The following is a 21,302-nucleotide window of genomic DNA, read 5'->3' as shown; positions in this document are numbered from 1 at the left end:
AAGCCAATCTGCTTTTACTTGCCGCTTGCAGCTGAAAGCTCGCAGCTGCTTCATTCATAGGCCTGCGTGGGCGGCAATGGCGGCGGCGATGGCCAGGGCCAGCTCTTCGGGTTTGCGCTTGATCGAGTAGTTGGTCAGTTCGGGGTGGCTTTCAACGAAGCTGGTGTTGAACTGGCCGCTACGGAATTCCGGGTTGCGCAGGATTTCCTGGTAGTACGCGGCGGTGGTCTTCACGCCCTGCAGACGCATGTCGTCCAGCGCCCGCAGACCACGGTCCATCGCCTCTTCCCAAGTCAGCGCCCAGACCACCAGTTTCAGGCACATCGAGTCGTAGAACGGTGGAATGGTATAACCGGTGTAAATCGCCGTGTCGGTGCGCACGCCCGGGCCGCCGGGGGCGTAGTAACGGGTGATCTTGCCGAAGCTCGGCAGGAAGTTGTTCTTCGGGTCTTCGGCGTTGATACGGAACTGCAACGCAAAGCCACGGTGCTGAATGTCTTCCTGCTTCACCGACAGTGGCAGGCCGGAAGCGATGCGAATCTGTTCGCGGACGATGTCGATGCCGGTGATTTCTTCGGTGATGGTGTGTTCCACCTGCACCCGCGTGTTCATTTCCATGAAGTACACCTCGCCCTCGGCGAGCAAAAACTCCACGGTGCCGGCATTCTCGTAACCCACTGCCTTGGCCGCACGAACCGACAGGTCGCCGATGTAGGCGCGCTGTTCCGGGGTCAGTTGCGGACTCGGCGCGATCTCGATCAGCTTCTGATTGCGGCGCTGGATCGAGCAGTCACGCTCGAACAGATGCACGACGTTGCCGAAGCTGTCGCCAAGGATCTGCGCTTCGATGTGCTTGGGATTGACGATGCATTTTTCCAGAAACACTTCCGCCGAACCGAACGCCTTGGTGGCTTCGGAGATGACCCGGGGGAAGTTCTGTTCGAGTTCTTCGCGGCTGTTGCAGCGACGGATACCGCGACCGCCACCACCGGAGGTGGCCTTGAGCATTACCGGGTAACCGATGCGGTCGCCCTCAACCAAGGCTTCTTCGATGCCGGAGACGTTGCCCTCGGTGCCGGGCGTCACCGGTACGCCGGCCTTGATCATGCTGCGCCGCGCTTCGGTCTTGTCGCCCATGCGCCGGATGACTTCCGCCGACGGGCCGATGAATTTGATACCGCGCTCAGCGCAGATTTCCGCCAGCTCGGCGTTTTCCGACAGGAAACCGTAGCCGGGGTGCAGCGCATCGCAGCCGGTTTCCACGGCGAGGTTCACCAGCTTGCGCGGGTTCAGGTAGCCGGCCAGTGGCTCGGCACCCACGCTGTGGGCCTCGTCCGCACGCTTCACATGCAAGGCATGGCGATCGGCATCGGAGAAAATCGCAACCGAGCGAATGCCCATTTCGGCGCAGGCTCGTACGATGCGTACGGCAATCTCACCACGGTTGGCGATCAGGATCTTTTTTATCACTTGGAGGTTCCCTTGAGCCGGTGGCACCACGACCTGCTAGACCCAGGTCGACGCGTGACCAAATGTTTCAATTCAGTCGCAGGTCCACACTAGCGCTGCTGAGGGATTAACAAAAATGAATAAAAATTGGGTCAGGCATAAGTAAACACTTATAGTCGGAACATCCGTGTGCCGTGAGAGCCTGAATAGAATGCGTAAGTCATTGATGCGTATGACATTGCGTCAGTTGCAGATCTTCAATGAGGTGTGTGATTTACGCTCCTACAGCCGCGCCGCCGAGGAAATGTCCCTCACACAACCGGCCGTGAGCCTACAGATTCGTCAGCTTGAAGAGCTGATCGGTCAGCCGCTGTTCGACTATGTCGGCAAAAAACTCTACATGACCGAGGCGGCGGAAGCGCTCCAACGTGCCAGTCGCGACATTTTCGGACGACTGGAAAACCTCGATATGCAACTGTCGGACATGCAGGGTTCGCTGCAGGGTCAGCTGAAACTGGCAGTGGAATCGAGCGCGAAATATTTCGTGCCGCATCTGTTTGCTGCGTTCAAGCGCCAGCATCCGGAAGTCAATTTGCAGCTGACTGTGGTCAACCGTGGCCAGGTCATCCGCCGCCTCTCGGACAACCGCGATGATCTGGTGATCATGTCGATGGTGCCGCAGGACATGGGCCTGGAATTTCTGCCGTTTCTCAACAATCCGATTGTCGCCGTGGCGCGCCCGGATCATCCGCTGGCGCACATGGGCCCGTTGCGCTTGCAGGATCTGGAGCCGTATACGCTGCTGGTCCGCGAGCCGGGTTCTGGCACGCGTCTGGCCTGCGAGGAATACTTCAAGGAAAAGCGCGTGCATTTCACCCAGACCCAGGAAGTAGCGTCCGCCGAAGCCCAGCGCGAATGCGTGGTGGCGGGTCTGGGCCTGGCGCTGTTGACGCGCCACGCCCTGAACCTGGAGCTGGCGACCGGCGGCCTGGTCGAGCTGCCGGTCGAAGAGTTGCCGCTGCTGCGCAGCTGGTGTCTGGTGCAGGCCAAAGCCAAGCGGCTGTCACCGGTGGCGCACGCCTTCCTGGCGTTTATCCGCAGCGAGCGGGCGCAGATTATTGCGATGGTTGAGCGTTTCGACGGGAAGCTGCGGGCGTCGCCTGCCAGTGCGTGATCTCGGGAAAATCGCCGATCTCGGCCTGAAGCTGGCGAAGTTCGAAGCGATCTTCGATTGCGCGGCGAAATTCCATGCGGCGCTGGTCTTCCTGCTGACGACGGGTTTTCGCGGCGCTGTTGCGTTCTTCGTAGGGCTGAGCCATTTCGAGTCTCCCAGGGCGAGTACGGGAGTTTCACGATAGGCGTGGGGGATGACGGTTTGATGAAAGTTTCCGTCGAAAAGCAAAAGATCGCAGCCTTCGGCAGCTCCTACCGGGAACGCATTCCAAATGTAGGAGCTGCCGAAGGCTCGGGCCGCGATCGGACGATCTTTTGATCTTAATCGTCCAGAGCTTTCACGGCCTTGGGCGACAAACGCAAACTGCGCAGACTGCGCTTCACGCTCTTGAGGTGATTGACCAGGCTCGGCCCGCGCGCCATGGCCACGCCCATCGCCAGCACGTCGATCACCACCAGGTGGGCGATTCGCGAGGTCAGCGGCGTGTAGATTTCGGTGTCTTCGTGCACATCGATCGCCAGATTGACGGTCGACAGTTCGGCCAACGGCGTCTGGCTCGGGCACAGGGTGATCAGCGATGCCCCGCTCTCGCGAACGAGGTTAGCGGTGATCAGCAAATCCTTGGAGCGCCCTGACTGGGAAATACAGATCGCCACATCGGTCGGTTTCAAGGTAACGGCTGACATGGCCTGCATGTGCGGGTCGGAGTACGCCGCCGCGGTCAGCAGCAACCGGAAGAACTTGTGCTGCGCATCCGCCGCCACCGCGCCCGAGGCACCGAAGCCGTAGAACTCGACACGTTGCGCCTGGGACATCAACGTCACCGCACGCTGCAACTCCACCGGGTCGAGCTTCTCGCGCACTTCCATCAGGGTGTGCAGCGTGGTGTCGAAAATCTTCAGGCTGTAGTCGGCGACGGAGTCATCTTCGTGGATCGCGAACTGGCCGAAGCTGGCGCCGGCGGCCAGGCTTTGCGCCAGTTTCAGTTTGAGATCCTGAAAGCCGGAACAACCGATGGCGCGGCAGAAGCGCACGATGGTCGGCTCGCTGATGCCGACGCTGTGAGCCAGGTCGGCCATGGAACTGTGCATCACTGCCGCAGGGTCAAGCAGCACGTGGTCGGCGACCTTGAGCTCCGACTTGCGTAACAGGTGACGTGACTGGGCGATGTGTTGCAGCAGATTCAAGGGGCTGGACTCTTCTTGTGGGCAAGGATGTAGCAAGCTTGTAGTTATACTACATGAATGGGCATTTTGCCTGCTCAATGCGTAACTCGATGTCCCGGCGGCAGGCACGCTGAGGAGCATGTAGCCCTTACTGCGGGTTTTTCTGATCACGCAAAAGGCCGGCCAGACAAGCAGCGTCTACCGGCCGGCTGATCAGATAACCCTGCACTTCGTCGCAGTGTTCGGCGCGCAGAAATGCCAGTTGATCCTCACGCTCGACGCCCTCGGCCACGACTTTCAGGGCCAGCCCGTGGGCCATGGCGATGATCGCGCGAGTGATCGCCGCGTCCGCACTGCCCTCGCTCAAGCCGCGAATGAACGCCTGATCGATTTTCACGTAATCCACCGGAATGCGCTTGAGGTAACTCAACGACGAATACCCGGTACCGAAATCATCGATCGCCAGTTTCACTCCCAGATCGCGCAGTTGCTGGAACGTCGCAATGATGTGTTCGACGCTGTCGAGCAAATGACTTTCGGTCAGCTCCAGCTCGAGATAATGCGGCGCCAGCCCGGTTTCTTCCAGCACCTGCCGGACCAGACTGACCAGCTTGCCCTGACGCAGCTGATGCACCGACAGGTTCACCGACACGCGGATCGGCGCCAGGCCCTGGCGCTGCCATTCGCATGCTTGCCAGCACGCCTGACGCAAAACGAATTCGCCGATCGGCCCGATCAGACCGGTCTCTTCAGCCAGGCCAATGAAATCCGCCGGCGGCACCTGGCCCATGCTCGGATGATCCCAGCGCACCAGCGCTTCAGCGGCATTCATGCGGCCGGTTTGCAGGCACAGTTTCGGTTGGTAGAACACCGTCAGTTGCTGTTCTTCAATGGCCCTGCGCAAGTGGTTTTCCAGCTGCAAACGCTCGAGTGTGCTGGCTTGCAGACTGTCGGTGAAGAACTGGAAATTGTTGCCGCCCAGATGCTTGGCATGCTGCATGGCCATGTTCGACTGGCTGACCAGCGCCGAGATCTCACGCGCGTTGTCCGGCAACAGGCTGATGCCCATCGAAGCGCTGACCACCAGTTCATGCCCGTCAACGCTCAGCGGCAAACGCAGCTTGGCCGACAACCGCGTCGCTACCCGTGCCAGGCTCGACAGATTGCCGTAGGCATCGAACAGCACGGCAAATTCGTCACCGGACAAGCGCGCAATGGTGTCGGCTTCCGGCAAGGCATTGACCAGCCGCCGGGCCATCTTCTGCAGGAGCTGATCGGCGACTTCATGGCCAAGGCTGTCATTGAGCAATTTGAAGCGATCGAGATTGATGTGCAGCAACGCCAGACTGCGGCGCCCGCCCTGGCGCACCCGCTGATGGGCTTCGTGCAGGCGTTCGCGGAACAGTGAACGGTTGGCCAGGCCGGTGAGCTCGTCGTAATGGGTCAAATAGCGCAGGCGTTCTTCCGAGGCCCGCCGCGCCGAGAGATCGGCGAAGAAGCCGACGATATGGCTGACATTGCCACGGCTATCACGCACGGCATTGAGTTGCAGCCACTGCGGATACAGCTCGCCGTTCTTGCGGGTTTCCACGAGCTCGCCCTGCCAACTGCCGTGCTGCTCCAGCGCATGACGGATCGCCACATAGTGACGACGGGCATCGCGGCTGCAGGGCAACTCGACGACGTTGCGCCCGAGCATGTCGTCGATCTCGTAACCGGTAACCCGGCTGAAAGCCTGGTTGATCGCGATCAGCGCGTAATCCGGGTCGAGAATCACGATGCCTTCGCTGGCCGCTTCGAACACCGTGGCCGCCAGCCGCTGCTGCTCTTCAAGGCTTTTGCTGGCGCTGATATCGCGGCGAGTGCCGACCATGCGGATCACCCGGCCGCTGGCGCTGCGCTCTACGGCGCGGCCACGGTCCTCGATCCACACCCAGTGGCCGTCGCCATGGCGCAGGCGATATTCGACCTGATAATCCTCGGTGCGCCCCTTCAAATGCTCGACCAGGGCGAACTTGAGTGACGGCACATCTTCAGGGTGCAGTCGTGGCTTGAGGTCGCGCAGCAGCGCGGTGACGTATTCCGGGGCGAGGCCGAACAGTTCCTGAATCTGTGTGTGGTGGACTTCGTCGGTCTGCAGGTTCCAGTCCCACAATCCGAGTTCACTGGCCTTGAGTGCCAGCGCCAGGCGCGCTTCGCTTTTGCTCAGGGCCTGATTGGCGGCATCCAGTTCGCGGCTGCGCTGGGCCACGCGATCTTCGAGATCGACCTGCGCTTCACGCAACTGCGCCTCGGCACAGCGGCGCTGTTCGATCTCTTTGCCCAGCTCCTGATTGAGTTGTTCGCTGCGCGTCTGCGCTTGCTGCAAATGCTCGATCAGGTGCTGATTCTGGAAACGCCGAAGCAATCCACGGTCGATCAGCCGATTGACCTGCCACGCCACCACGCTCAACGAACCGAGCAGGATCAGACCCAGCCAGCCCCAGCCCCGGGCCTGATCGTCGCCGCCCCAGAACAGGTAGCCGATCGCTGGCAGCAGGCACGGCAAGGTAAACGAGAGGAACGCCGGCAGGCTCACCGCGTAGGCGACGCTGGCCGACAGCGTTGCCGCGCCGATCAGGCCGAACACCCAGGCTTGCTGCATGAAGTTGTCAGCGGGTACCAGAGCGATGCCGGCTCCGGCCAGCGTCAGGCCGGTCATGGTCGAACCGAGCAGGAACATGCGGAACCAGATCGGCTGGGCCTGACGATCAGGAATCGCCGAATCGAACGCGGCTACCTGAATCACCCGCAGCGCGACCAGCGACAGCAGCCACACCAGCCAGACGCTGACCACGAAGTAGCGCTGCGGGCTCCAGAGCAAAGCGGCGCAGACCAGACCATTGATCAACATGAACAGCGTGGGCAACAACGAGCCCTGATACAGCAGACGCGTGCGCTCCACCGCCATTTCGACGGCATAGTGCTTGCGGATCACCCGGGGGTCCACGGAGGGCCCCGACAGTTCGGCGCTGAGGATCATGGGCAACGTTCTTGTTCTTATAGGAGGGCGTGCGCCCGAAACGTGCACGGAGCATACACAAGCCGATCCCGATGCCAAACTGCTACGGATCACTATTGCAGGGAAATTTTCCGCCGCTTGCGCACCGCTGCAACCCCTCAGGCGAGACGGGCCGAAGCCTGCAGCCAGTGACCGACCGGTCGTCATCGGCAGCACTTTCATCGGCTAATGCAACGCACGGTTTGCCCGGGCCTGCGGCGCACCCTAGAATGCCCCGATGCGCGATGATCTCTCCCTTCTGCTGAACTCCCTCAACGATGCCCAACGCCAGGCCGTAGCAGCCCCCGTTGGCCGTCAGTTGGTCCTGGCCGGCGCCGGTTCCGGTAAAACCCGAGTGCTGGTGCACCGTATCGCCTGGTTGATCCAGGTCGAAAACGCCTCGCCTCACTCCATCCTGTCGGTGACCTTCACCAACAAGGCCGCTGCCGAGATGCGCCATCGCATCGAGCAGTTGCTGGGCATCAACCCGGCCGGCATGTGGGTCGGCACCTTCCACGGCCTCGCGCACCGCTTGCTGCGGGCGCACTGGCAGGAAGCGGGCCTGAGCCAGACCTTCCAGATTCTCGACAGCGATGACCAGCAGCGTCTGGTCAAGCGGGTGATCCGCGAGCTCGGTCTGGACGAGCAACGCTGGCCGGCGCGTCAGGCGCAGTGGTTCATCAACGGCCAGAAAGACGAAGGTCTGCGGCCGCAACACATTCAGGCCAGCGGCGACCTGTTCCTGGCCACCATGCGCGGCATCTACGAAGCCTACGAGGCGGCGTGCCTGCGGGCTGGCGTGATCGATTTCTCCGAACTGCTGCTGCGCGCGCTCGATCTGTGGCGCGATCACCCCGGCCTGCTGGCGCACTACCAAAAGCGCTTCCGGCATATTCTGGTCGACGAGTTCCAGGACACCAACGCCGTGCAGTACGCCTGGTTGCGCCTGCTCGGCAAGGGCGGCGACAGCCTGATGGTGGTCGGCGACGACGACCAGTCGATTTACGGCTGGCGCGGGGCGAAGATCGAGAACATCCATCAGTACTCTTCCGACTTCCCGGACTCCGAAACGATTCGCCTGGAGCAGAACTACCGATCCACTGCCGGCATCCTCAAAGCCGCCAACGCGCTGATCGCCAACAACACCGGGCGTCTCGGTAAAGAGCTGTGGACCGACGGTGGCGATGGCGAAGCGATCAACCTGTACGCCGCGTTCAACGAGCACGACGAAGCGCGTTACGTGGTGGAAACTATCGAAAGCGCGCTGAAAACCGGTCTGGCCCGTAGCGATATCGCCATTCTGTACCGCTCCAACGCCCAGTCGCGGGTGCTTGAAGAAGCCCTGCTGCGCGAGCGCATCCCGTACCGCATCTATGGCGGTCAGCGCTTCTTCGAACGCGCGGAAATCAAGAACGCCATGGCATACCTGCGTTTGCTTGAGGGTCGCGGCAACGACGCGGCGTTGGAGCGAGTGATCAACGTACCGGCGCGGGGCATCGGCGAGAAAACCGTCGAAGCGATTCGCGAGCATGCGCGACACAGCGACGTGTCGATGTGGGAAGCGATGCGCCTACTGGTGGCCAACAAAGGCCTGACCGGCCGTGCAGCGAGTGCGCTCGGTGCGTTTATCGAGCTGATCGAGAACCTCGCCGCCAAGTGCGCCGAGATGCCGCTGCACCTGATGACGCAAACCGTCATCGAGCAGTCCGGTCTGATCGCTTATCACGAAGCGGAAAAAGGCGAGAAAGGCCAGGCCCGGGTGGAAAACCTTGAGGAACTGGTCAGCGCCGCGCGCAACTTCGAGAACACCGAAGAAGACGAAGAACTGACGCCACTGGCGGCGTTCCTCGGCCACGCTTCGCTGGAGGCCGGCGACACTCAGGCCGACGAGCACGAAGACAGCGTGCAGCTGATGACCCTGCACAGCGCCAAAGGCCTGGAATTCCCTTACGTGTTCCTCGTGGGCATGGAAGAAGGCCTGTTCCCGCACAAAATGAGCCTGGAAGAACCGGGGCGTCTTGAAGAGGAACGGCGTCTGGCTTACGTCGGTATCACCCGGGCGATGCAGAATCTGGTCATGACCTACGCGGAAACCCGGCGCCTGTACGGCAGCGAAACCTATAACAAGGTGTCGCGTTTCGTCCGCGAAGTGCCCAAAGGCCTTATTCAGGAAGTGCGCCTGTCCAATAGCGTCAGCCGACCGTTCGGCGGCAACCAGTCGATGAGCGGCAGCAGCCTGTTCAGCGGCAGCGAGATTCCGGAAACCGGTTTTGTACTCGGTCAGGCCGTACGTCACTCGATCTTCGGCGAGGGCGTGATCCTCAACTTCGAAGGCTCCGGCGCCCAGGCCCGGGTGCAGGTGAACTTCAGCGAAGGCAGCAAGTGGCTGATGCTCGGCTATGCCAAGCTGGAAGCGATCTAACCACCGGCACTGAACCCATGTGGGAGCGAGCCTGCTCGCTCCCGCAGGTTATGCGACGCAAGTACATCAATCCCTCTGAACCTATCGCCTTTTCCTACAGACAAAAGTACATCGGCTGATTGCCTCGCCAAGCTGAACGCGACCTGTCAGGCAAAAGCCCGAAACACTCTCTCGCTAGCCAGTAACACTTCAGCTGTGCAACATGGCGCGCGTGTCTCCACAAAACGGGAATACCCTTTATGAAACGTTTTCTTAGCATCGCCATGGCGTTGTGCATCGGCCTGACGATGAGCCTCGACGCCAACGCCAAGCGCTTTGGTGGTGGCAAAAGCGCCGGCGCTGCGCCGACGCACCAGACCAGCCAGATGGCTCCTTCTTCTCCAGGCGTGGGCGGCGCAGCAGCGACCGCTGGCGCTGCCGGTGCTACTGGCGCCGCGGCCAAGGCCGGCGGTGCGTCGCGCTGGCTCGGCCCATTGGCGGGCATCGCCGCCGGTGGCCTGCTCGCGTCGATGTTCATGGGCGACGGCTTCCAGGGCATGCAGATCTTCGACATCCTGATCATGGCCCTGATCGCGTTCGTGATCTTCCGCTTCATCGCCGCCCGTCGTCGCAAGCAGCAGGAGCAATTCGCTCCGGCCGGCGCGCCAATGCAGCGTGAAGTGTTCGAGCAGAAGCCTGCCGCCATGGGTTCGATCTTCGGTGGTTCGGCTGCTCCGGCTGCCGCCCGCCCAGTGATCAACGCACCGGCCTGGTTCAACGAAGAGCGCTTCCTTGAAGCTGCGCGCAGCCACTTCCAGTCGCTGCAGCAGCACTGGGACGCCAACGAAATGGACAAGATCGCCGAGTTCGTGACCCCGCAAATGCTTGAGTTCCTCAAGCGTGAGCGTGCGGATCTGGGCGACGGCTTCCAGTCGACCTACATCGACAACCTGCAGGTGCAGCTAGACGGCGTCGACGATCGTGCCGACAAGACCATCGCCACCCTGACCTTCACCGGCGTGTCGAAAACCTCGCGTTTCGACCAGGGCGAAGTGTTCAGCGAAAGCTGGAACATGGAACGTCCGCAGGGCGACAACCAGCCTTGGCTGGTCGCCGGTATCCGCCAGAACGGCTGATCCCTGCTGCGCTTCACTTGCGGTAACAGAACCCCGGCCTCGGCCGGGGTTTTTCATTTCACGGTTGCATCTATGGCGAGCTACTGTATAAACCGGCCCATATAAACCGCGCCATTCAGCAAGAGGATCCCGGACGTGGAAGAAATCATCGAACAACTGCGCGAAGCCAACGAACCCGTACCGGTTCCTTTGGAATTGCCTGACGAAGACCTGCTGGTGGAAATCGAAGAACAACTGTTCATCGACATTCCATTCGTCTTCAAAGAATTTTTGCTGACCGTCAGCGATGTGGTCTATGGCAGCCTCGAGCCGGTGACCGTCACTGATCCGCAATCGCACACCTATCTGCCGGACGTGGCGGCCAATGCATGGGACGTGGGTGTTGATCGCAGCCTGATCCCGATCTGTCAGGACGGCGATGACTACTACTGTGTCGAAGAAGACGGCACCGTGGTGCTGTGGCAGGCCGAAGAAGAACTGATTGCCGAAGAAACCTGGGAATCGGTGTGGCACTGGGCGCGGGACGTCTGGCTGGAAAGCTGATCCGCCACACGCCCCGGCTGGTCAATGCCCCGACGACTCCTTGTGATTGTCGAGGGTTTCCAGCAAGGCTACCTGCATCCGCGTATGCACGCGGATGAACCAGCGCCACAGCAGCGCCGCTACGGCGGCCGCGACGACGGCGATCAGCACCAGCAGCTTGTTGGTCGGCAGGATACTGGCCGACAAGGCTGCCAACAGCAGGAAAATCACCAGCAGCGAGAGAATCGGGATCACTTCGGCGATCACCCGGCGCACTCGCTGCGTGTGACGCCCGGCCATCTCCGGCTTGACGCCCATCTCCGCCAGCAGCATCGACAGCGCCTTGAGCTTGCGATAAGCCGCAATCAGGAACGGTAGCGAGACCAGCAACGCACCGCCCCAGATCAATGCCTTCTGCCAGCTCGGATCGCTGATCCAGTCCTGCAGCCACAACGACATGCGCTCGGCGAAGTATGCGCCGGCAAAGAAGATCGCAATCACCAGCGCCAGATTGACCCCGACCTGCAACAGGATCCGCCGGATCATCGACGCCAGCAGCGCACCCTCGCCCTGCGGTTGAATACTGCGCAACCATTCGCCATACATGCCCAGCACCCGCCCGAGCCGCTTGGGCACAGCGGCCGAGAGCTTGATCGACAACGGATCCGCCGCGCGAATCAGGTACGGCGTCAGCAGCGTGGTGATCACCGACACGGCTACAGCGACCGGATAGAGGAAGTTGCTGGTGACCTGCAAGGTCATGCCCAGCGCGGCGATGATGAAGGAAAATTCGCCAATCTGTGACAGACCCATGCCGACCCGCAGTGAGGTCCGTCCGTCATTGCCAGCGATAAACGCACCGAGGCCGCAGGACAACATCTTGCCCAGCACCACGGCCACGGTGATTACCGCAATCGGCCAGGCGTATCCGATGAGAATCAGCGGATCGAGCATCAGCCCGATGGCGACGAAAAAGATTGCGCTGAACAGGTCGCGAACCGGCTCGACCAGCCGTTCGATTTTCAGCAATTGCCGCGACTCGGCCATGATCGCGCCGATCAGGAAAGCGCCGAGCACCATGCTGTATTCAAGCTTGACCACCAGCAGGCAGAAGCCGAAACACAGGCCGAGCACGGTGATCAGCAGCATCTCGTTGCTTTCGAATTTCGCCACATAAGCCAGCAGACGCGGCACCAACAGAATGCCGATGACCAGCGCAACGATCATGAACAGCGACAGCTTGCCGACCGTGGAGAACACTTCGCCCGAGCTCACCGTGCCGCTGACGGCGATGCTCGACAGCAGCGCAATGATGCCGATGCCAAGGATGTCCTCGACAATGAGCACACCGAAGATCAACTGCGCGAAGCGCTCGTTCTTCATCTTCAGGTCATTCAGCGCTTTGACGATGATGGTGGTTGAAGAGATCGCCAGAATCGCGCCGAGGAACAACGAATCCATGGTGTTCCAGTCGAACCAGCGGCCGATTTCGTAGCCGATCCAGATCATCAGGATGATCTCGAGAAACGCGGCAATGAACGCCGTTGCCCCAACCTTGAACAACTTGCGCAGGCTGAACTCCAGACCAAGGCAGAACATCAGGAAGATCACCCCGAGTTCGGCCAGGGTCTTGATGGTTTCTTCGTCGTGAATCAGGCCGAACGGCGGCGTATGCGGGCCGATGATGAAGCCGGCGACGATGTAGCCGAGCACCACCGGTTGCTTGAAACGATGAAACAGCACGGTTACCACGCCCGCGACCAGCATGATCACTGCCAGATCCTGAATGAAACTGATGGCATGCATGGCGTGGGCTCCTTGATGACGAGGCGCGCGGACAGACGTCAGACGTTCTGCGCGAGCAGGGTAAAAATCCGCTTTTAATGTAGGAATTGCCCTTGGGCAGGGCTTTTGCAGGTTAACACCGCGACTTCGCTCTGGAAGCCGGTGCAATATATGGAAACAGATCGCTACCGGCGTGACGGCGGCCCGCCGCGCGGCGTCCCGATAACGGTGCTTTTTGAAAAGCCACCAGGTGCCCGCAGAGGCGCTTCCTGCAATCAGCCTTGATCCGTGAGAACGTTATGGAACCCGGAAACGCCCAGCTGTCGATGACGGTACTGATGACCCCCGACATGGCCAACTTCTCTGGCAATGTCCACGGCGGCACCCTGCTCAAATACCTCGACGAAGTGGCTTACGCCTGCGCCAGCCGTTATGCCGGGCGCTACGTGGTGACCCTGTCGGTGGATCAGGTGATTTTCCGCGAGCCGATTCATGTCGGCGAACTGGTGACGTTCCTCGCCTCGGTCAACTACACCGGCAACACGTCGATGGAAGTTGGCATCAAAGTGGTCACCGAAAATATCCGCGAACGCTCGGTGCGCCACACCAACAGCTGCTTCTTCACCATGGTCGCGGTGGATGATCAGCGCAAACCGGCCGCCGTGCCACCGCTGCAACCGCAGAACAGCGAAGACAAACGCCGCTTCATGCAGGCGCAGCAGCGCCGGCAGATTCGTCAGGAGCTGGAGAAGCGTTATCAGGAGATCAAGGGCGACGCCTGAAACGGGTAGCGCTCAATTGATCGCTTTCGCGAGCAGGCTCGCTCCCACATCTGGAATGCATTCTTCCTGTGGGAGCGAGCCTGCTCGCGAATAAAGACGACTCGGTCTCAGAGACTGATCGCTGTAGCCTCGAACTTCACCCGCGGATGCGCAATGCGATCCTGCGCCCGCACCAGTTGCAGCTCATAACTGGCGCACGCCTGGGTTTCCAGCAACACCTCATGCACCGCTGCTGCGGTGAATTCGAATGCCGCCAGCAGGCTGTCGCCCAGCAGTACCCGCGCCAGGAACAGACCAGAGGTCAGATCGCCGACGCCCACCGGCTGACGCGGAAACGCCAGCAACGGACGGCGCAGATGCCAGCTGCCCTCGGCGGTCACCAACAGCATTTCAAACCCATCCGCCGGTTTGCCCGGGTAATCCAGGTGCTTGACCAGTACCGCTTTCGGTCCGCGCGCCAGCAGCGCTCGTGCCATCGCCAGGCAATCGAACAGCGACTGCGGCTTGCGCCCGGAAAAACTGTCCAGCTCCAATTGGTTCGGGCACATGATGTCCGCCACGGCCGCGGCCTCATCAAGAAGGAAATCGCTGACCTCGGTGGGCACGCTGCAGCCTTTCTCCGGATGGCCCATCACCGGATCACACAGGTACAGCATCTTCGGATTGACCGCTTTGATCCGCGCCACACCGCTGAGAATCGCCCGTCCCTGCGCGGCGCTGCCGAGATAGCCGGACAGCACCGCGTCGCAGTTACCCAGCTCGCCAATTGCGGCGATGCCTTCGATCAGCTCGGGAATCTGCTGCGGCGCCAGCACTTCACCGGCCCACTGACCATACTGGGTGTGGTTGGAGAACTGCACGGTGTTGAGCGGCCAGACGTTGACCCCGACGCGCTGCATCGGAAAAACCGCAGCGCTGTTGCCGGCGTGGCCAAACACCACGTGGGACTGGATGGCGAGCAGATGAGGCGTACGTTTCATTCGGGTCATTCCGTAAAACGATTGAAATTCAAGCCGCGCAGTATGCGACGAAACACAGCCTGTACGACAGACCGGCGAGACAGTTAAGCTGACGCCATCATTTGGAGTTCGATGTAGATGCTGACCCTGGAAAACATCTTCGTGCTGATGCTGTTCGCCGCCGCTGGTGCTTGGCTATGGCACAACCACGGCTTGCGCGAGCGCGCGCTGGAGCGGGTCAAACAGCATTGCACCAACGTCGGCGTGGAGCTGCTGGACGGTAACGTCGCGCTGAAAAAGATCGGTCTGATCAAGGATGCCAACGGTCGCCGACGACTGGCGCGGGTCTACAACTTCGAGTTCACCGTGACCGGCGAAAGCCGCCACAACGGCACCATCACCCAGTTCGGCGCGCACAGTGCGCAGATTGAACTGGCACCCTACCCGGCGCCGTTCGACGATACGCCGCCGGTGGTCGAAGTCCACAAGCCTCGCGCCGAAGTCATCGAGCTGAGCCAGTGGCGCCAGGAACATACCAAGTGGAAGCCCTGAGCTGACTCACTGAATCCGGTATTCCGCCAAACCGGCTTGCAGCTGTTCGATGTTCTGCGGTTCAGCGAAGATCAGCTCGATTCTTGAATCTTTTCGCCATTCGCTGGCTTGCCAACTCAGCTCGGCATGCTCCAGCGCATTGGCCGAGACCCAGCCATCCGTGCTGTGGATAAGCAGTTTGGCCCGCTTCCAGTCGAGCGCGCTCAGCCAATCGGCGATGCGTGCTTGATCAAATACCTGCCGCGGATGCCAGCGCCAACCGATGCTCCACCCACCCTCCTGCGCCTGACTCAGGCAAATCGGTTCGGCCGGATCGCTCCAGACCGCTGGCAGCTGTGCCAATCCAGTGGGCAGCGGCAGATGCCCTGCGCCTTCGTTGGCTTTTACTGCCAGCCCCGGAAGCTCGCTCAGAGATAGCTGGGCTTGCTGCGTCCAGATCAGTCTGACGGGCGGTAACCGACTGGCAATTGTCTCTCGAACCGCTTCATCGAGATTTTCCGCCTTGTTCAACAGCAGCAAACCCGCGCTGGCCAACGCTTGCTGCTGGGCGTCCGGCAGGGTTCTACCCGCGTGCAATGCCTGAGCGTCCAGAACCAGCACACAGGGCTGAACCGCCAGCACGCCCAGCCACGGCGCCTCGTTCAATTGCTTGAGCAACTGCGCCGGATGGCCCAGCCCGGATGGCTCGATAAACAGTCGATCCGGTCTGGCCTTGCGCAGCAGGCGGCCGAGGCCGATCTGGAATGGCGCACCATTGACGCAACACAGGCAGCCCCCGGCCACCTCACCCAGTGCGATACCATCGGCGTCATTCGTCAGCAATGCAGCATCCAGACCGATCTGGCCGAACTCGTTGATCAGCACCGCCCAGCGTTCGTCCGCAGGCCGTTGCGCCAGCAACTGGCGAATCAGGCTGGTCTTGCCGGCGCCCAACGGGCCGGCGATGACGTGGGTCGGAATGTTCTGCAACATGGCGGGTACTTTCTGCGGACAGTTATTGAGGAGATCGAAGATGCGCTGGTCGGGATGGTCGTTGCTGTTGGCGCTGCTGTCGAGTGAAGCGTGGGCTCAGGCCTGCGTGGTGCACACACAGGGCGAACGGCTCGACGTCAAAGTCTGTCAGCAGAACCGGACGATTCCGCAGAAATTGTTCAATGACGGCTTCTGCCAACCGACGCTGGCCGGGCAGAAGGTCGAGGTGCAATACGTCGACCAGTGCCCCAGCGGCGCTTTCGGCGTGTGCAGCAACGCGCAAGTCGCCAATATGCCCTATCGCCAGGATATCCACTATTACGGCGTGGCCACTGATGCGGCGTATCTCAAGCCGTATTGCGAAGGCCAGAGCCAGGGCGCCTGGCGCAAGCCCTGATGTGTCAGCCGAGCCAGTCGAGGGTCAGCAACAGACGGCGTTCACCGGGTGCCGGTTGCGGCGAACGATGGATCAGGCCGAAGCCTTCATTGCCGTGCCATTTTTCGCCTTTGAGCAGCGCGACGTCGCCGCTGTTGAGCTGACGAATCGACGCTGGATCTTGCGGTTCGGCATTGGCCTGGCCAAGTTGCAGGCGATCCATCGCGCCCTCCTCAAGCCATTGGCTGCCAATGCCAGCGTAAGTAGTGATCAAGCGCACCGGCACGTGATCGACGTGGAAACGCGGACACATGGCCTTGTCCAGCACACGCAAACGCACGCCGATACGCCGCGCACCGAGCAGGCAGGCGAAGGCACTGATCAGCCATTTAAGATCGCTCATGAAACCTTCGAAACCTTGCAGATCACGCAGCCCTGCAGCCAGACCGGCGAGATCCGGTTCGGCATCTTCGTCGGGCAATTCCAGACACAGCGACTCGGCCAAGGGCTCGTTGAGCGACAGCACCAATTGCGCAAAATCGGCAATGTGCACGGGCAGCTGACGTTGCCAGACGGCGAGATTGGTCTGGTCTTCCAGGATTCGCGTCAACGTTTGCGGGGTCACGCCCTGGTGCTGATGACGGGTAAGCAGCGGCTGATCTTGGAGTGCGAGCATCAGGCGGCCTCTTCGTGCCAAGGACCGAATGGATCAGGCAGCAAGCGCCAGCCTTCTACACCCGTTGCCATTTCTTCGTCGGTCAGCAGACAGGCATCGAGTTCGGCGGAGAGCTGTAGGAAATCTATGTTCTGACCGATGAAAACCAGCTCCTGGCGGCAATCTCCTACGCTTGGAATCCAGTTTCCCATGATCGCCTGGACACTTTCCTGATCCTGCGGCCATTGATTCTTTGGCACAAAACGCCACCAGCGACCGGCGAATCCATGCCGCATCAGGCCACCAGCCTGCGACCAGCTACCGGCATCGGTGGGTTTGCTGGCCAGCCAGAAGAAGCCTTTGGAGCGCAGCAGCTTGCCGTTCAGCCAAGGCCGATCGATGAAGCTGAAGAAGCGTTGCGGGTGAAATGGCCGGCGCGCGCGGTAGGCCGTCGAGGCGATGCCGTATTCCTGTGTTTCCGGGACGTGCTCACCGCGCAATTCCTGTAGCCATCCGGGCGCTTGTGCGGCCTGATCGAAATCGAAACGACCGGTATTGAGGATTTTCTCCAGGGGGATTTCGCCCATCACCATTGGAATGATTTCAGCCTGGGCATTGAGGCGCTTGAGGATGGCGGTGAGTTCTTCACGCTCGTGCTGGCTGATCAGGTCGATTTTGCTGATCAGCAGGACGTCGGCGAACTCGATCTGCTCGATCAACAGATCGGTGATGGAGCGCTCGTCTTCTTCACCGAGAATCTCGCCGCGAGAGGCGAGGCTTTCGGCCGCCTGGTAATCGAGCAGGAAATTCACACCGTCGACCACGGTGACCATGGTATCCAGGCGAGCAATGTCGGCGAGGCTTTGCCCCTGTTCATCGCGGAAGGTGAAGGTTTCAGCGACCGGAAGCGGTTCGGAAATGCCGGTGGATTCGATCAGCAGGTAATCAAAACGATCCTCGCGGGCGAGTTTGCTGACTTCTTCCAGTAAATCTTCACGTAACGTACAGCAGATACAGCCATTGCTCATTTCGATGAGTTTTTCCTCAGCGCGGTTCAGGCTGACATCGCGCTGGACTTCGCTACCATCGATGTTGATCTCGCTCATATCGTTGACGATCACCGCTACGCGCAAGCCGTCTCGGTTACGTAGTACGTAATTCAAAAGTGTACTTTTTCCGGCGCCAAGAAATCCTGAAATTACGGTGACGGGCAATTTGGCTGACATTGGATAATCCTCATAAATGGCAGCCGATTTACGCTTTTAGGTGTGCGCTTGGCGTGTTGCGCTTCATTTAACCGGGTCAAAGAAGGCATACGATTGTGATCGGCAGCTCAGGCTGGTTGCGATTTATGTTATAGTATAACAACTTGAGTTTGCCAGTCCGACACAGGAGATTTCGCAAATTGCTGCACCACCGATCGTGGAAACTCGCAATGAACAAGGGGTTGAAATGCCTGCTTTTGAGCTTTGCCATGTCGCTGGCCAGCCAAGCACAGGCGCACATGCCGGGGCCGGCGCACTGCACACGCAGTGCTAATCTGCTGGCGTGTGTAGACGTCGACGGCAATGCCTATAGCGTCAATACGGTAGGCACTACGCTTTACCTGCGCGGATTCGAGAAGGACGGCCATCGCTATTGGGCGCAGACCAACAGCCGCTTCGGCCAATTAACCTTTTTTACCGGCATTGCCTCCGATGGCGAGGCGTGGGTTGGCTATACCCGCCGTGTCGGTTGGACAACCATCAACCGCTTCTCCAGCTCGGGAGGGAGCAGCGCAAGGTTCACTTGCAGCCGGATGACGGGCTGCTAGTGAAATCCTTTTCATGAAAAAAGCATCGCTGAATGGATTGTTATAATGTAACGTAAATAGAGATCAATACGACGGTCTCAACCATGAATGCTCTTACTCTCCCGGATATCGCCGCTCAATCTGCACGCTTGGCACTGCCCCTCGACTGGGTAGGCATGCGTGGGATTGCTCTACCCGTTGTGCTTGAAGGCCAATGCCTCAGCGCCAGAGTCGACGCTGGCGTGAGTCTCGATGATGGTGAAGCGCGTGGTATTCACATGTCGCGCTTGTATCTGGCACTCGAAACCCTCGTACAGCGAGGCCTTTCTCCCGCTTTGCTGCATCAGGTACTCAAGTGTTTTCTGACAAGCCATCAAGGTCTATCCGCCTGCGCGTATCTGAATATTCACACCGAATTGTTGCTGAAACGACCCGCGTTGGTCAGCCCCTTGGCCGGCTGGAAATCCTATCCGGCGTCCATTTCAGCGAGCCTGAAACAGCAAATGTTCCACGTGGAACTAAAAATTGAACTGCCCTATTCCTCGACGTGCCCATGCTCCGCAGCCTTGGCAAGGCAATTGATCCAGCAGCAATTCGTCGACGATTTCGCCAACAAGGCTCTGCAACACGCAGATGTTTTGGCATGGCTTGGCTCAACCAAAGGGATCGTAGCGACGCCGCACAGCCAACGCAGCTATGCGCAATTGCACCTGCATCTCGACAGTTTCATCGACGAGCTACCGCTGACCGCGATCATCGATGACGCTGAAGCAGCCCTCGGCACCGCCGTGCAGACCGCAGTAAAGCGACCCGACGAGCAAGCATTCGCTCTCGCCAATGGGCAGAACCTGATGTTCTGTGAAGACGCCGCCCGCCGCCTCAACCTGGCACTGCAACGCACACCCGGCATCAACCAATTCCACATCCGCGTGATCCATGCCGAAAGCCTGCATGCCCATGACGCCGTCGCCGAAAGCAGCTGGCGACGGGAGCAAAAATGATCCGCTGCCAATCCTTGGTCTGGGGCGCACCCGGCCAACCGCTGACGACGCCTCTGAGTCTTGAGTTCGAAAGCGCCAGCCTGACCGCAATCATCGGCGCCAACGGCTGCGGCAAAAGCAGTCTGCTGAAAGTCATCGCCGGTTTGCAGAAGCCCTTGGCCGGCAAGGTGGAAATGGCTGTTCCACGCCAAAGCGGCATTTCCTTTCTGCCGCAACAGCAACATTTGGATCGGCAGTTTCCAATCAGCCTCGAAGAGCTCATCGCCGCAGGTTTCTGGGGCCGTCGGCTCTCGACACAGCTGCGCACGCAGCGACTGAAAAACGCATTGGAAGACTGGCATTTGAGTGGACTCGAACAGCGCCCGTTGATGGCCCTGTCCGGCGGTGAGCTACAACGTGCCCTGCTCGCGCGACTGAGCCTTGCTGACGCCCCGGTGCTGTTGCTGGACGAACCGCACGCCGCACTCGACGAACTCGGCCAGCAATTGCTCTGGCAACACATTCACCACTGGCACGCCGAGGGCCGGACACTGCTTGTGGTCTGCCATGACCTGGCGGCTGTCCGCCAACACATTCCGCATACCCTGCTGATCAAAAACGGCCACTGCGTGTACGGAACCAGCCGAGAACTGATCCAGCCAACACCGCACATGCAGGTCGCCTGATGCTCGCCACCGTCAGCCATTTCTGGCAGCCGTTCAGCGAATTCGTGTTCATGCGCCGCGCCTTGCTCGGCGGCCTGGTGCTGGCATGCAGCACGGCGCCCTTGGGCGTGTTTCTGATTCTCAGACGGATGAGCCTGATCGGCGACGCTGTCGCCCACGGCATTCTCCCTGGTGCAGCGCTGGGATTCTGGTTTGCCGGTTTGAGTCTTCCCGCACTCACCCTCGGTGGCTTGGGAGCCGGGCTGAGCATGGCCGGACTCGCGGCCTGGATCACCCGGCGAACGGGGTTGCGAGAAGATGCCAGCCTCGCCGCGATCTATCCGATCTCACTGGCCAGCGGCGTTTTGATCCTTGGCATCGCCGGCAAGCGCCTCGACCTTCTGCACTTGCTGTTCGGCTCAGCGTTGGCCGTAGACGGGCCGACACTGACCGGCATGCTGTGGGTCTCGGCGGTCAGCCTCATGGCGATGGCGGCGATCTACAAACCTCTGCTGCTGGACACACTGGACCCATTGTTCTTGCGCACGGTCAGTCGTCTCGGACCACTGGCTCATGGCGTGTTCCTGACTCTGGTCGTGCTGAATCTGGTGATCGGCTTTCAGGCCATCGGCGCACTGATGGTAGTCGGCCTGATGATGCTTCCGGCTGCTGCATCGAGATTTTGGAGTCGCCGCCTACCGCTACTGATCGCCATCGCCGCCGTCATGGGCTGCCTGTCGGTGTGGCTGGGTTTGCTGCTGTCGTTCTACTACTCGCTGCCCAGCGGCCCGGCCATTGTGCTGGTCGCGGGGGTCGGCTATCTGCTGTCGGTGGTGTTCGGACCGGTTCACGGTTTGCTGCGCCGCCCGCCTTTGCTCACATCCCAATGAGGTGTT

At 60.4% G+C, this 21,302-nt stretch carries 20 protein-coding genes; 11 read left to right on the top strand and 9 right to left on the bottom strand.

Going from position 1 to position 21,302, the window contains the following annotated elements; genetic code table 11:
- Positions 1 to 54: 54 nt before the first annotated feature.
- A complete protein-coding gene (locus tag D8U60_RS13070; RefSeq protein WP_024014853.1) occupies positions 55 to 1,470 on the bottom strand; it encodes an acetyl-CoA carboxylase biotin carboxylase subunit in 1,416 nt (471 codons plus the stop codon).
- Between the two features lie 190 nt (positions 1,471 to 1,660).
- On the opposite strand from D8U60_RS13070, the gene D8U60_RS13065 reads away from it, so the two are divergent.
- Positions 1,661 to 2,623: a LysR family transcriptional regulator gene (locus D8U60_RS13065; protein WP_130900260.1), complete on the top strand. Its 963-nt coding sequence runs from the start codon at positions 1,661 to 1,663 to the stop codon at positions 2,621 to 2,623.
- On the opposite strand, the gene D8U60_RS13060 is transcribed toward D8U60_RS13065, so the two are convergent.
- From D8U60_RS13060 to D8U60_RS13050, 3 genes are all read right to left on the bottom strand, one after another.
- Entirely contained in the window at positions 2,565 to 2,768 is a 204-nt protein-coding gene (locus D8U60_RS13060) for a hypothetical protein (protein WP_125916905.1), read from the bottom strand. The genes D8U60_RS13065 and D8U60_RS13060 overlap by 59 nt on opposite strands.
- Positions 2,769 to 2,943: 175 nt before the next feature.
- Positions 2,944 to 3,810, bottom strand: coding sequence for a transcriptional regulator HexR (gene hexR / locus D8U60_RS13055; RefSeq protein WP_007962240.1), 867 nt, complete (start codon positions 3,808 to 3,810; stop codon positions 2,944 to 2,946).
- 127 nt (positions 3,811 to 3,937) lie between these two features.
- Complete coding sequence (locus tag D8U60_RS13050; protein WP_130900259.1) at positions 3,938 to 6,811, bottom strand: GGDEF domain-containing phosphodiesterase; 2,874 nt, start codon at positions 6,809 to 6,811, stop codon at positions 3,938 to 3,940.
- Positions 6,812 to 7,067: 256 nt separating this feature from the next.
- Between D8U60_RS13050 and uvrD the strand changes: the two genes are divergently transcribed.
- The 3 genes from uvrD (at position 7,068) to D8U60_RS13035 (ending at position 10,909) form a co-directional block, all read left to right on the top strand.
- Positions 7,068 to 9,251, top strand: a complete 2,184-nt coding sequence (gene uvrD, locus D8U60_RS13045) for a DNA helicase II (protein WP_016772450.1) — start codon at positions 7,068 to 7,070, stop codon at positions 9,249 to 9,251.
- A gap of 239 nt (positions 9,252 to 9,490) precedes the next feature.
- Positions 9,491 to 10,366 (top strand): Tim44 domain-containing protein, encoded by an 876-nt coding sequence (locus D8U60_RS13040; RefSeq protein WP_130900258.1) that lies wholly within the window; start codon positions 9,491 to 9,493, stop codon positions 10,364 to 10,366.
- Positions 10,367 to 10,501: 135 nt separating this feature from the next.
- Positions 10,502 to 10,909 carry an SMI1/KNR4 family protein gene (locus tag D8U60_RS13035; protein ID WP_038359443.1) on the top strand — a complete coding sequence of 136 codons (408 nt, stop codon included), beginning with the start codon at positions 10,502 to 10,504 and terminating at the stop codon, positions 10,907 to 10,909.
- Between the two features lie 21 nt (positions 10,910 to 10,930).
- Here D8U60_RS13035 and D8U60_RS13030 read toward each other — a convergent pair whose 3' ends face one another.
- On the bottom strand, positions 10,931 to 12,694 hold the full coding sequence (locus D8U60_RS13030) for a cation:proton antiporter (RefSeq protein WP_130900257.1): 1,764 nt from the start codon (positions 12,692 to 12,694) through the stop codon (positions 10,931 to 10,933).
- Positions 12,695 to 12,972: 278 nt separating this feature from the next.
- On the opposite strand from D8U60_RS13030, the gene D8U60_RS13025 reads away from it, so the two are divergent.
- Positions 12,973 to 13,455, top strand: coding sequence for an acyl-CoA thioesterase (locus D8U60_RS13025; RefSeq protein ID WP_016772447.1), 483 nt, complete (start codon positions 12,973 to 12,975; stop codon positions 13,453 to 13,455).
- A gap of 107 nt (positions 13,456 to 13,562) precedes the next feature.
- Here the strand turns inward: D8U60_RS13025 and pdxY are convergent, their stop codons facing one another.
- Complete coding sequence (gene pdxY / locus D8U60_RS13020; RefSeq protein WP_042608042.1) at positions 13,563 to 14,435, bottom strand: pyridoxal kinase PdxY; 873 nt, start codon at positions 14,433 to 14,435, stop codon at positions 13,563 to 13,565.
- A gap of 117 nt (positions 14,436 to 14,552) precedes the next feature.
- Here pdxY and D8U60_RS13015 point away from each other — a divergent pair, with 117 nt between their 5' ends.
- The gene (locus tag D8U60_RS13015) at positions 14,553 to 14,966 is read left to right on the top strand and encodes a DUF3301 domain-containing protein (RefSeq protein ID WP_130900256.1); all 414 of its coding nucleotides are present in this window, start codon (positions 14,553 to 14,555) and stop codon (positions 14,964 to 14,966) included.
- Between the two features lie 6 nt (positions 14,967 to 14,972).
- Here D8U60_RS13015 and D8U60_RS13010 read toward each other — a convergent pair whose 3' ends face one another.
- Positions 14,973 to 15,938: a CobW-like GTP-binding protein gene (locus tag D8U60_RS13010; RefSeq protein WP_130900255.1), complete on the bottom strand. Its 966-nt coding sequence runs from the start codon at positions 15,936 to 15,938 to the stop codon at positions 14,973 to 14,975.
- A 40-nt stretch (positions 15,939 to 15,978) separates the two neighbouring features.
- On the opposite strand from D8U60_RS13010, the gene D8U60_RS13005 reads away from it, so the two are divergent.
- Complete coding sequence (locus D8U60_RS13005) at positions 15,979 to 16,335, top strand: hypothetical protein (RefSeq protein ID WP_016772443.1); 357 nt, start codon at positions 15,979 to 15,981, stop codon at positions 16,333 to 16,335.
- Between the two features lie 4 nt (positions 16,336 to 16,339).
- Here the strand turns inward: D8U60_RS13005 and D8U60_RS13000 are convergent, their stop codons facing one another.
- Together D8U60_RS13000 and zigA are read right to left on the bottom strand one after the other, a co-directional pair.
- Complete coding sequence (locus D8U60_RS13000; protein WP_130900254.1) at positions 16,340 to 16,990, bottom strand: DUF1826 domain-containing protein; 651 nt, start codon at positions 16,988 to 16,990, stop codon at positions 16,340 to 16,342.
- Positions 16,990 to 18,195, bottom strand: a complete 1,206-nt coding sequence (zigA, locus tag D8U60_RS12995; RefSeq protein WP_130900253.1) for a zinc metallochaperone GTPase ZigA — start codon at positions 18,193 to 18,195, stop codon at positions 16,990 to 16,992. The genes D8U60_RS13000 and zigA overlap by 1 nt, the downstream gene beginning before the upstream one ends.
- Before the next feature lie 209 nt (positions 18,196 to 18,404).
- Between zigA and D8U60_RS12990 the strand changes: the two genes are divergently transcribed.
- From D8U60_RS12990 to D8U60_RS12975, 4 genes are all read left to right on the top strand, one after another.
- A complete protein-coding gene (locus D8U60_RS12990; protein WP_073470857.1) occupies positions 18,405 to 18,782 on the top strand; it encodes a glutamine synthetase in 378 nt (125 codons plus the stop codon).
- An 83-nt stretch (positions 18,783 to 18,865) separates the two neighbouring features.
- Positions 18,866 to 19,762 carry a GTP cyclohydrolase FolE2 gene (folE2, locus tag D8U60_RS12985; RefSeq protein ID WP_130900252.1) on the top strand — a complete coding sequence of 299 codons (897 nt, stop codon included), beginning with the start codon at positions 18,866 to 18,868 and terminating at the stop codon, positions 19,760 to 19,762.
- Complete coding sequence (locus tag D8U60_RS12980; protein WP_122698756.1) at positions 19,759 to 20,427, top strand: ATP-binding cassette domain-containing protein; 669 nt, start codon at positions 19,759 to 19,761, stop codon at positions 20,425 to 20,427. The genes folE2 and D8U60_RS12980 overlap by 4 nt, the downstream gene beginning before the upstream one ends.
- Positions 20,427 to 21,296 (top strand): metal ABC transporter permease, encoded by an 870-nt coding sequence (locus tag D8U60_RS12975; protein ID WP_122751256.1) that lies wholly within the window; start codon positions 20,427 to 20,429, stop codon positions 21,294 to 21,296. Before D8U60_RS12980 ends, D8U60_RS12975 begins: the two co-directional genes overlap by 1 nt.
- The last annotated feature ends 6 nt before the right edge of the window (positions 21,297 to 21,302 follow it).

Origin of the sequence: Pseudomonas sp. Sample_11, from assembly GCF_004307505.1 — a bacterium.
Lineage (GTDB): Bacteria > Pseudomonadota > Gammaproteobacteria > Pseudomonadales > Pseudomonadaceae > Aquipseudomonas > Aquipseudomonas atacamensis.
The sequence above is the reverse complement of the archived record's forward strand: the minus strand, read 5'-3'. Positions and strand labels throughout refer to the sequence as shown.

Bases quoted from the DNA above. Each gene is read 5' to 3' on its own strand.
- D8U60_RS13050 (WP_130900259.1), bottom strand. From the start codon at position 6,811: ATGATCCTCAGCGCCGAACTGTCGGGGCCCTCCGTGGACCCCCGGGTG.
- D8U60_RS12975 (WP_122751256.1), top strand. From the start codon at position 20,427: ATGCTCGCCACCGTCAGCCATTTCTGGCAGCCGTTCAGCGAATTCGTG.
- D8U60_RS13025 (WP_016772447.1), top strand. From the start codon at position 12,973: ATGGAACCCGGAAACGCCCAGCTGTCGATGACGGTACTGATGACCCCC.
- D8U60_RS13010 (WP_130900255.1), bottom strand. From the start codon at position 15,938: ATGTTGCAGAACATTCCGACCCACGTCATCGCCGGCCCGTTGGGCGCC.
- D8U60_RS12980 (WP_122698756.1), top strand. From the start codon at position 19,759: ATGATCCGCTGCCAATCCTTGGTCTGGGGCGCACCCGGCCAACCGCTG.
- pdxY (WP_042608042.1), bottom strand. From the start codon at position 14,435: ATGAAACGTACGCCTCATCTGCTCGCCATCCAGTCCCACGTGGTGTTT.
- D8U60_RS13040 (WP_130900258.1), top strand. From the start codon at position 9,491: ATGAAACGTTTTCTTAGCATCGCCATGGCGTTGTGCATCGGCCTGACG.
- D8U60_RS12990 (WP_073470857.1), top strand. From the start codon at position 18,405: ATGAACAAGGGGTTGAAATGCCTGCTTTTGAGCTTTGCCATGTCGCTG.
- D8U60_RS13065 (WP_130900260.1), top strand. From the start codon at position 1,661: ATGCGTAAGTCATTGATGCGTATGACATTGCGTCAGTTGCAGATCTTC.
- D8U60_RS13030 (WP_130900257.1), bottom strand. From the start codon at position 12,694: ATGCATGCCATCAGTTTCATTCAGGATCTGGCAGTGATCATGCTGGTC.
- D8U60_RS13060 (WP_125916905.1), bottom strand. From the start codon at position 2,768: ATGGCTCAGCCCTACGAAGAACGCAACAGCGCCGCGAAAACCCGTCGT.
- folE2 (WP_130900252.1), top strand. From the start codon at position 18,866: ATGAATGCTCTTACTCTCCCGGATATCGCCGCTCAATCTGCACGCTTG.
- D8U60_RS13000 (WP_130900254.1), bottom strand. From the start codon at position 16,990: ATGCTCGCACTCCAAGATCAGCCGCTGCTTACCCGTCATCAGCACCAG.
- zigA (WP_130900253.1), bottom strand. From the start codon at position 18,195: ATGTCAGCCAAATTGCCCGTCACCGTAATTTCAGGATTTCTTGGCGCC.
- uvrD (WP_016772450.1), top strand. From the start codon at position 7,068: ATGCGCGATGATCTCTCCCTTCTGCTGAACTCCCTCAACGATGCCCAA.
- D8U60_RS13015 (WP_130900256.1), top strand. From the start codon at position 14,553: ATGCTGACCCTGGAAAACATCTTCGTGCTGATGCTGTTCGCCGCCGCT.
- D8U60_RS13005 (WP_016772443.1), top strand. From the start codon at position 15,979: ATGCGCTGGTCGGGATGGTCGTTGCTGTTGGCGCTGCTGTCGAGTGAA.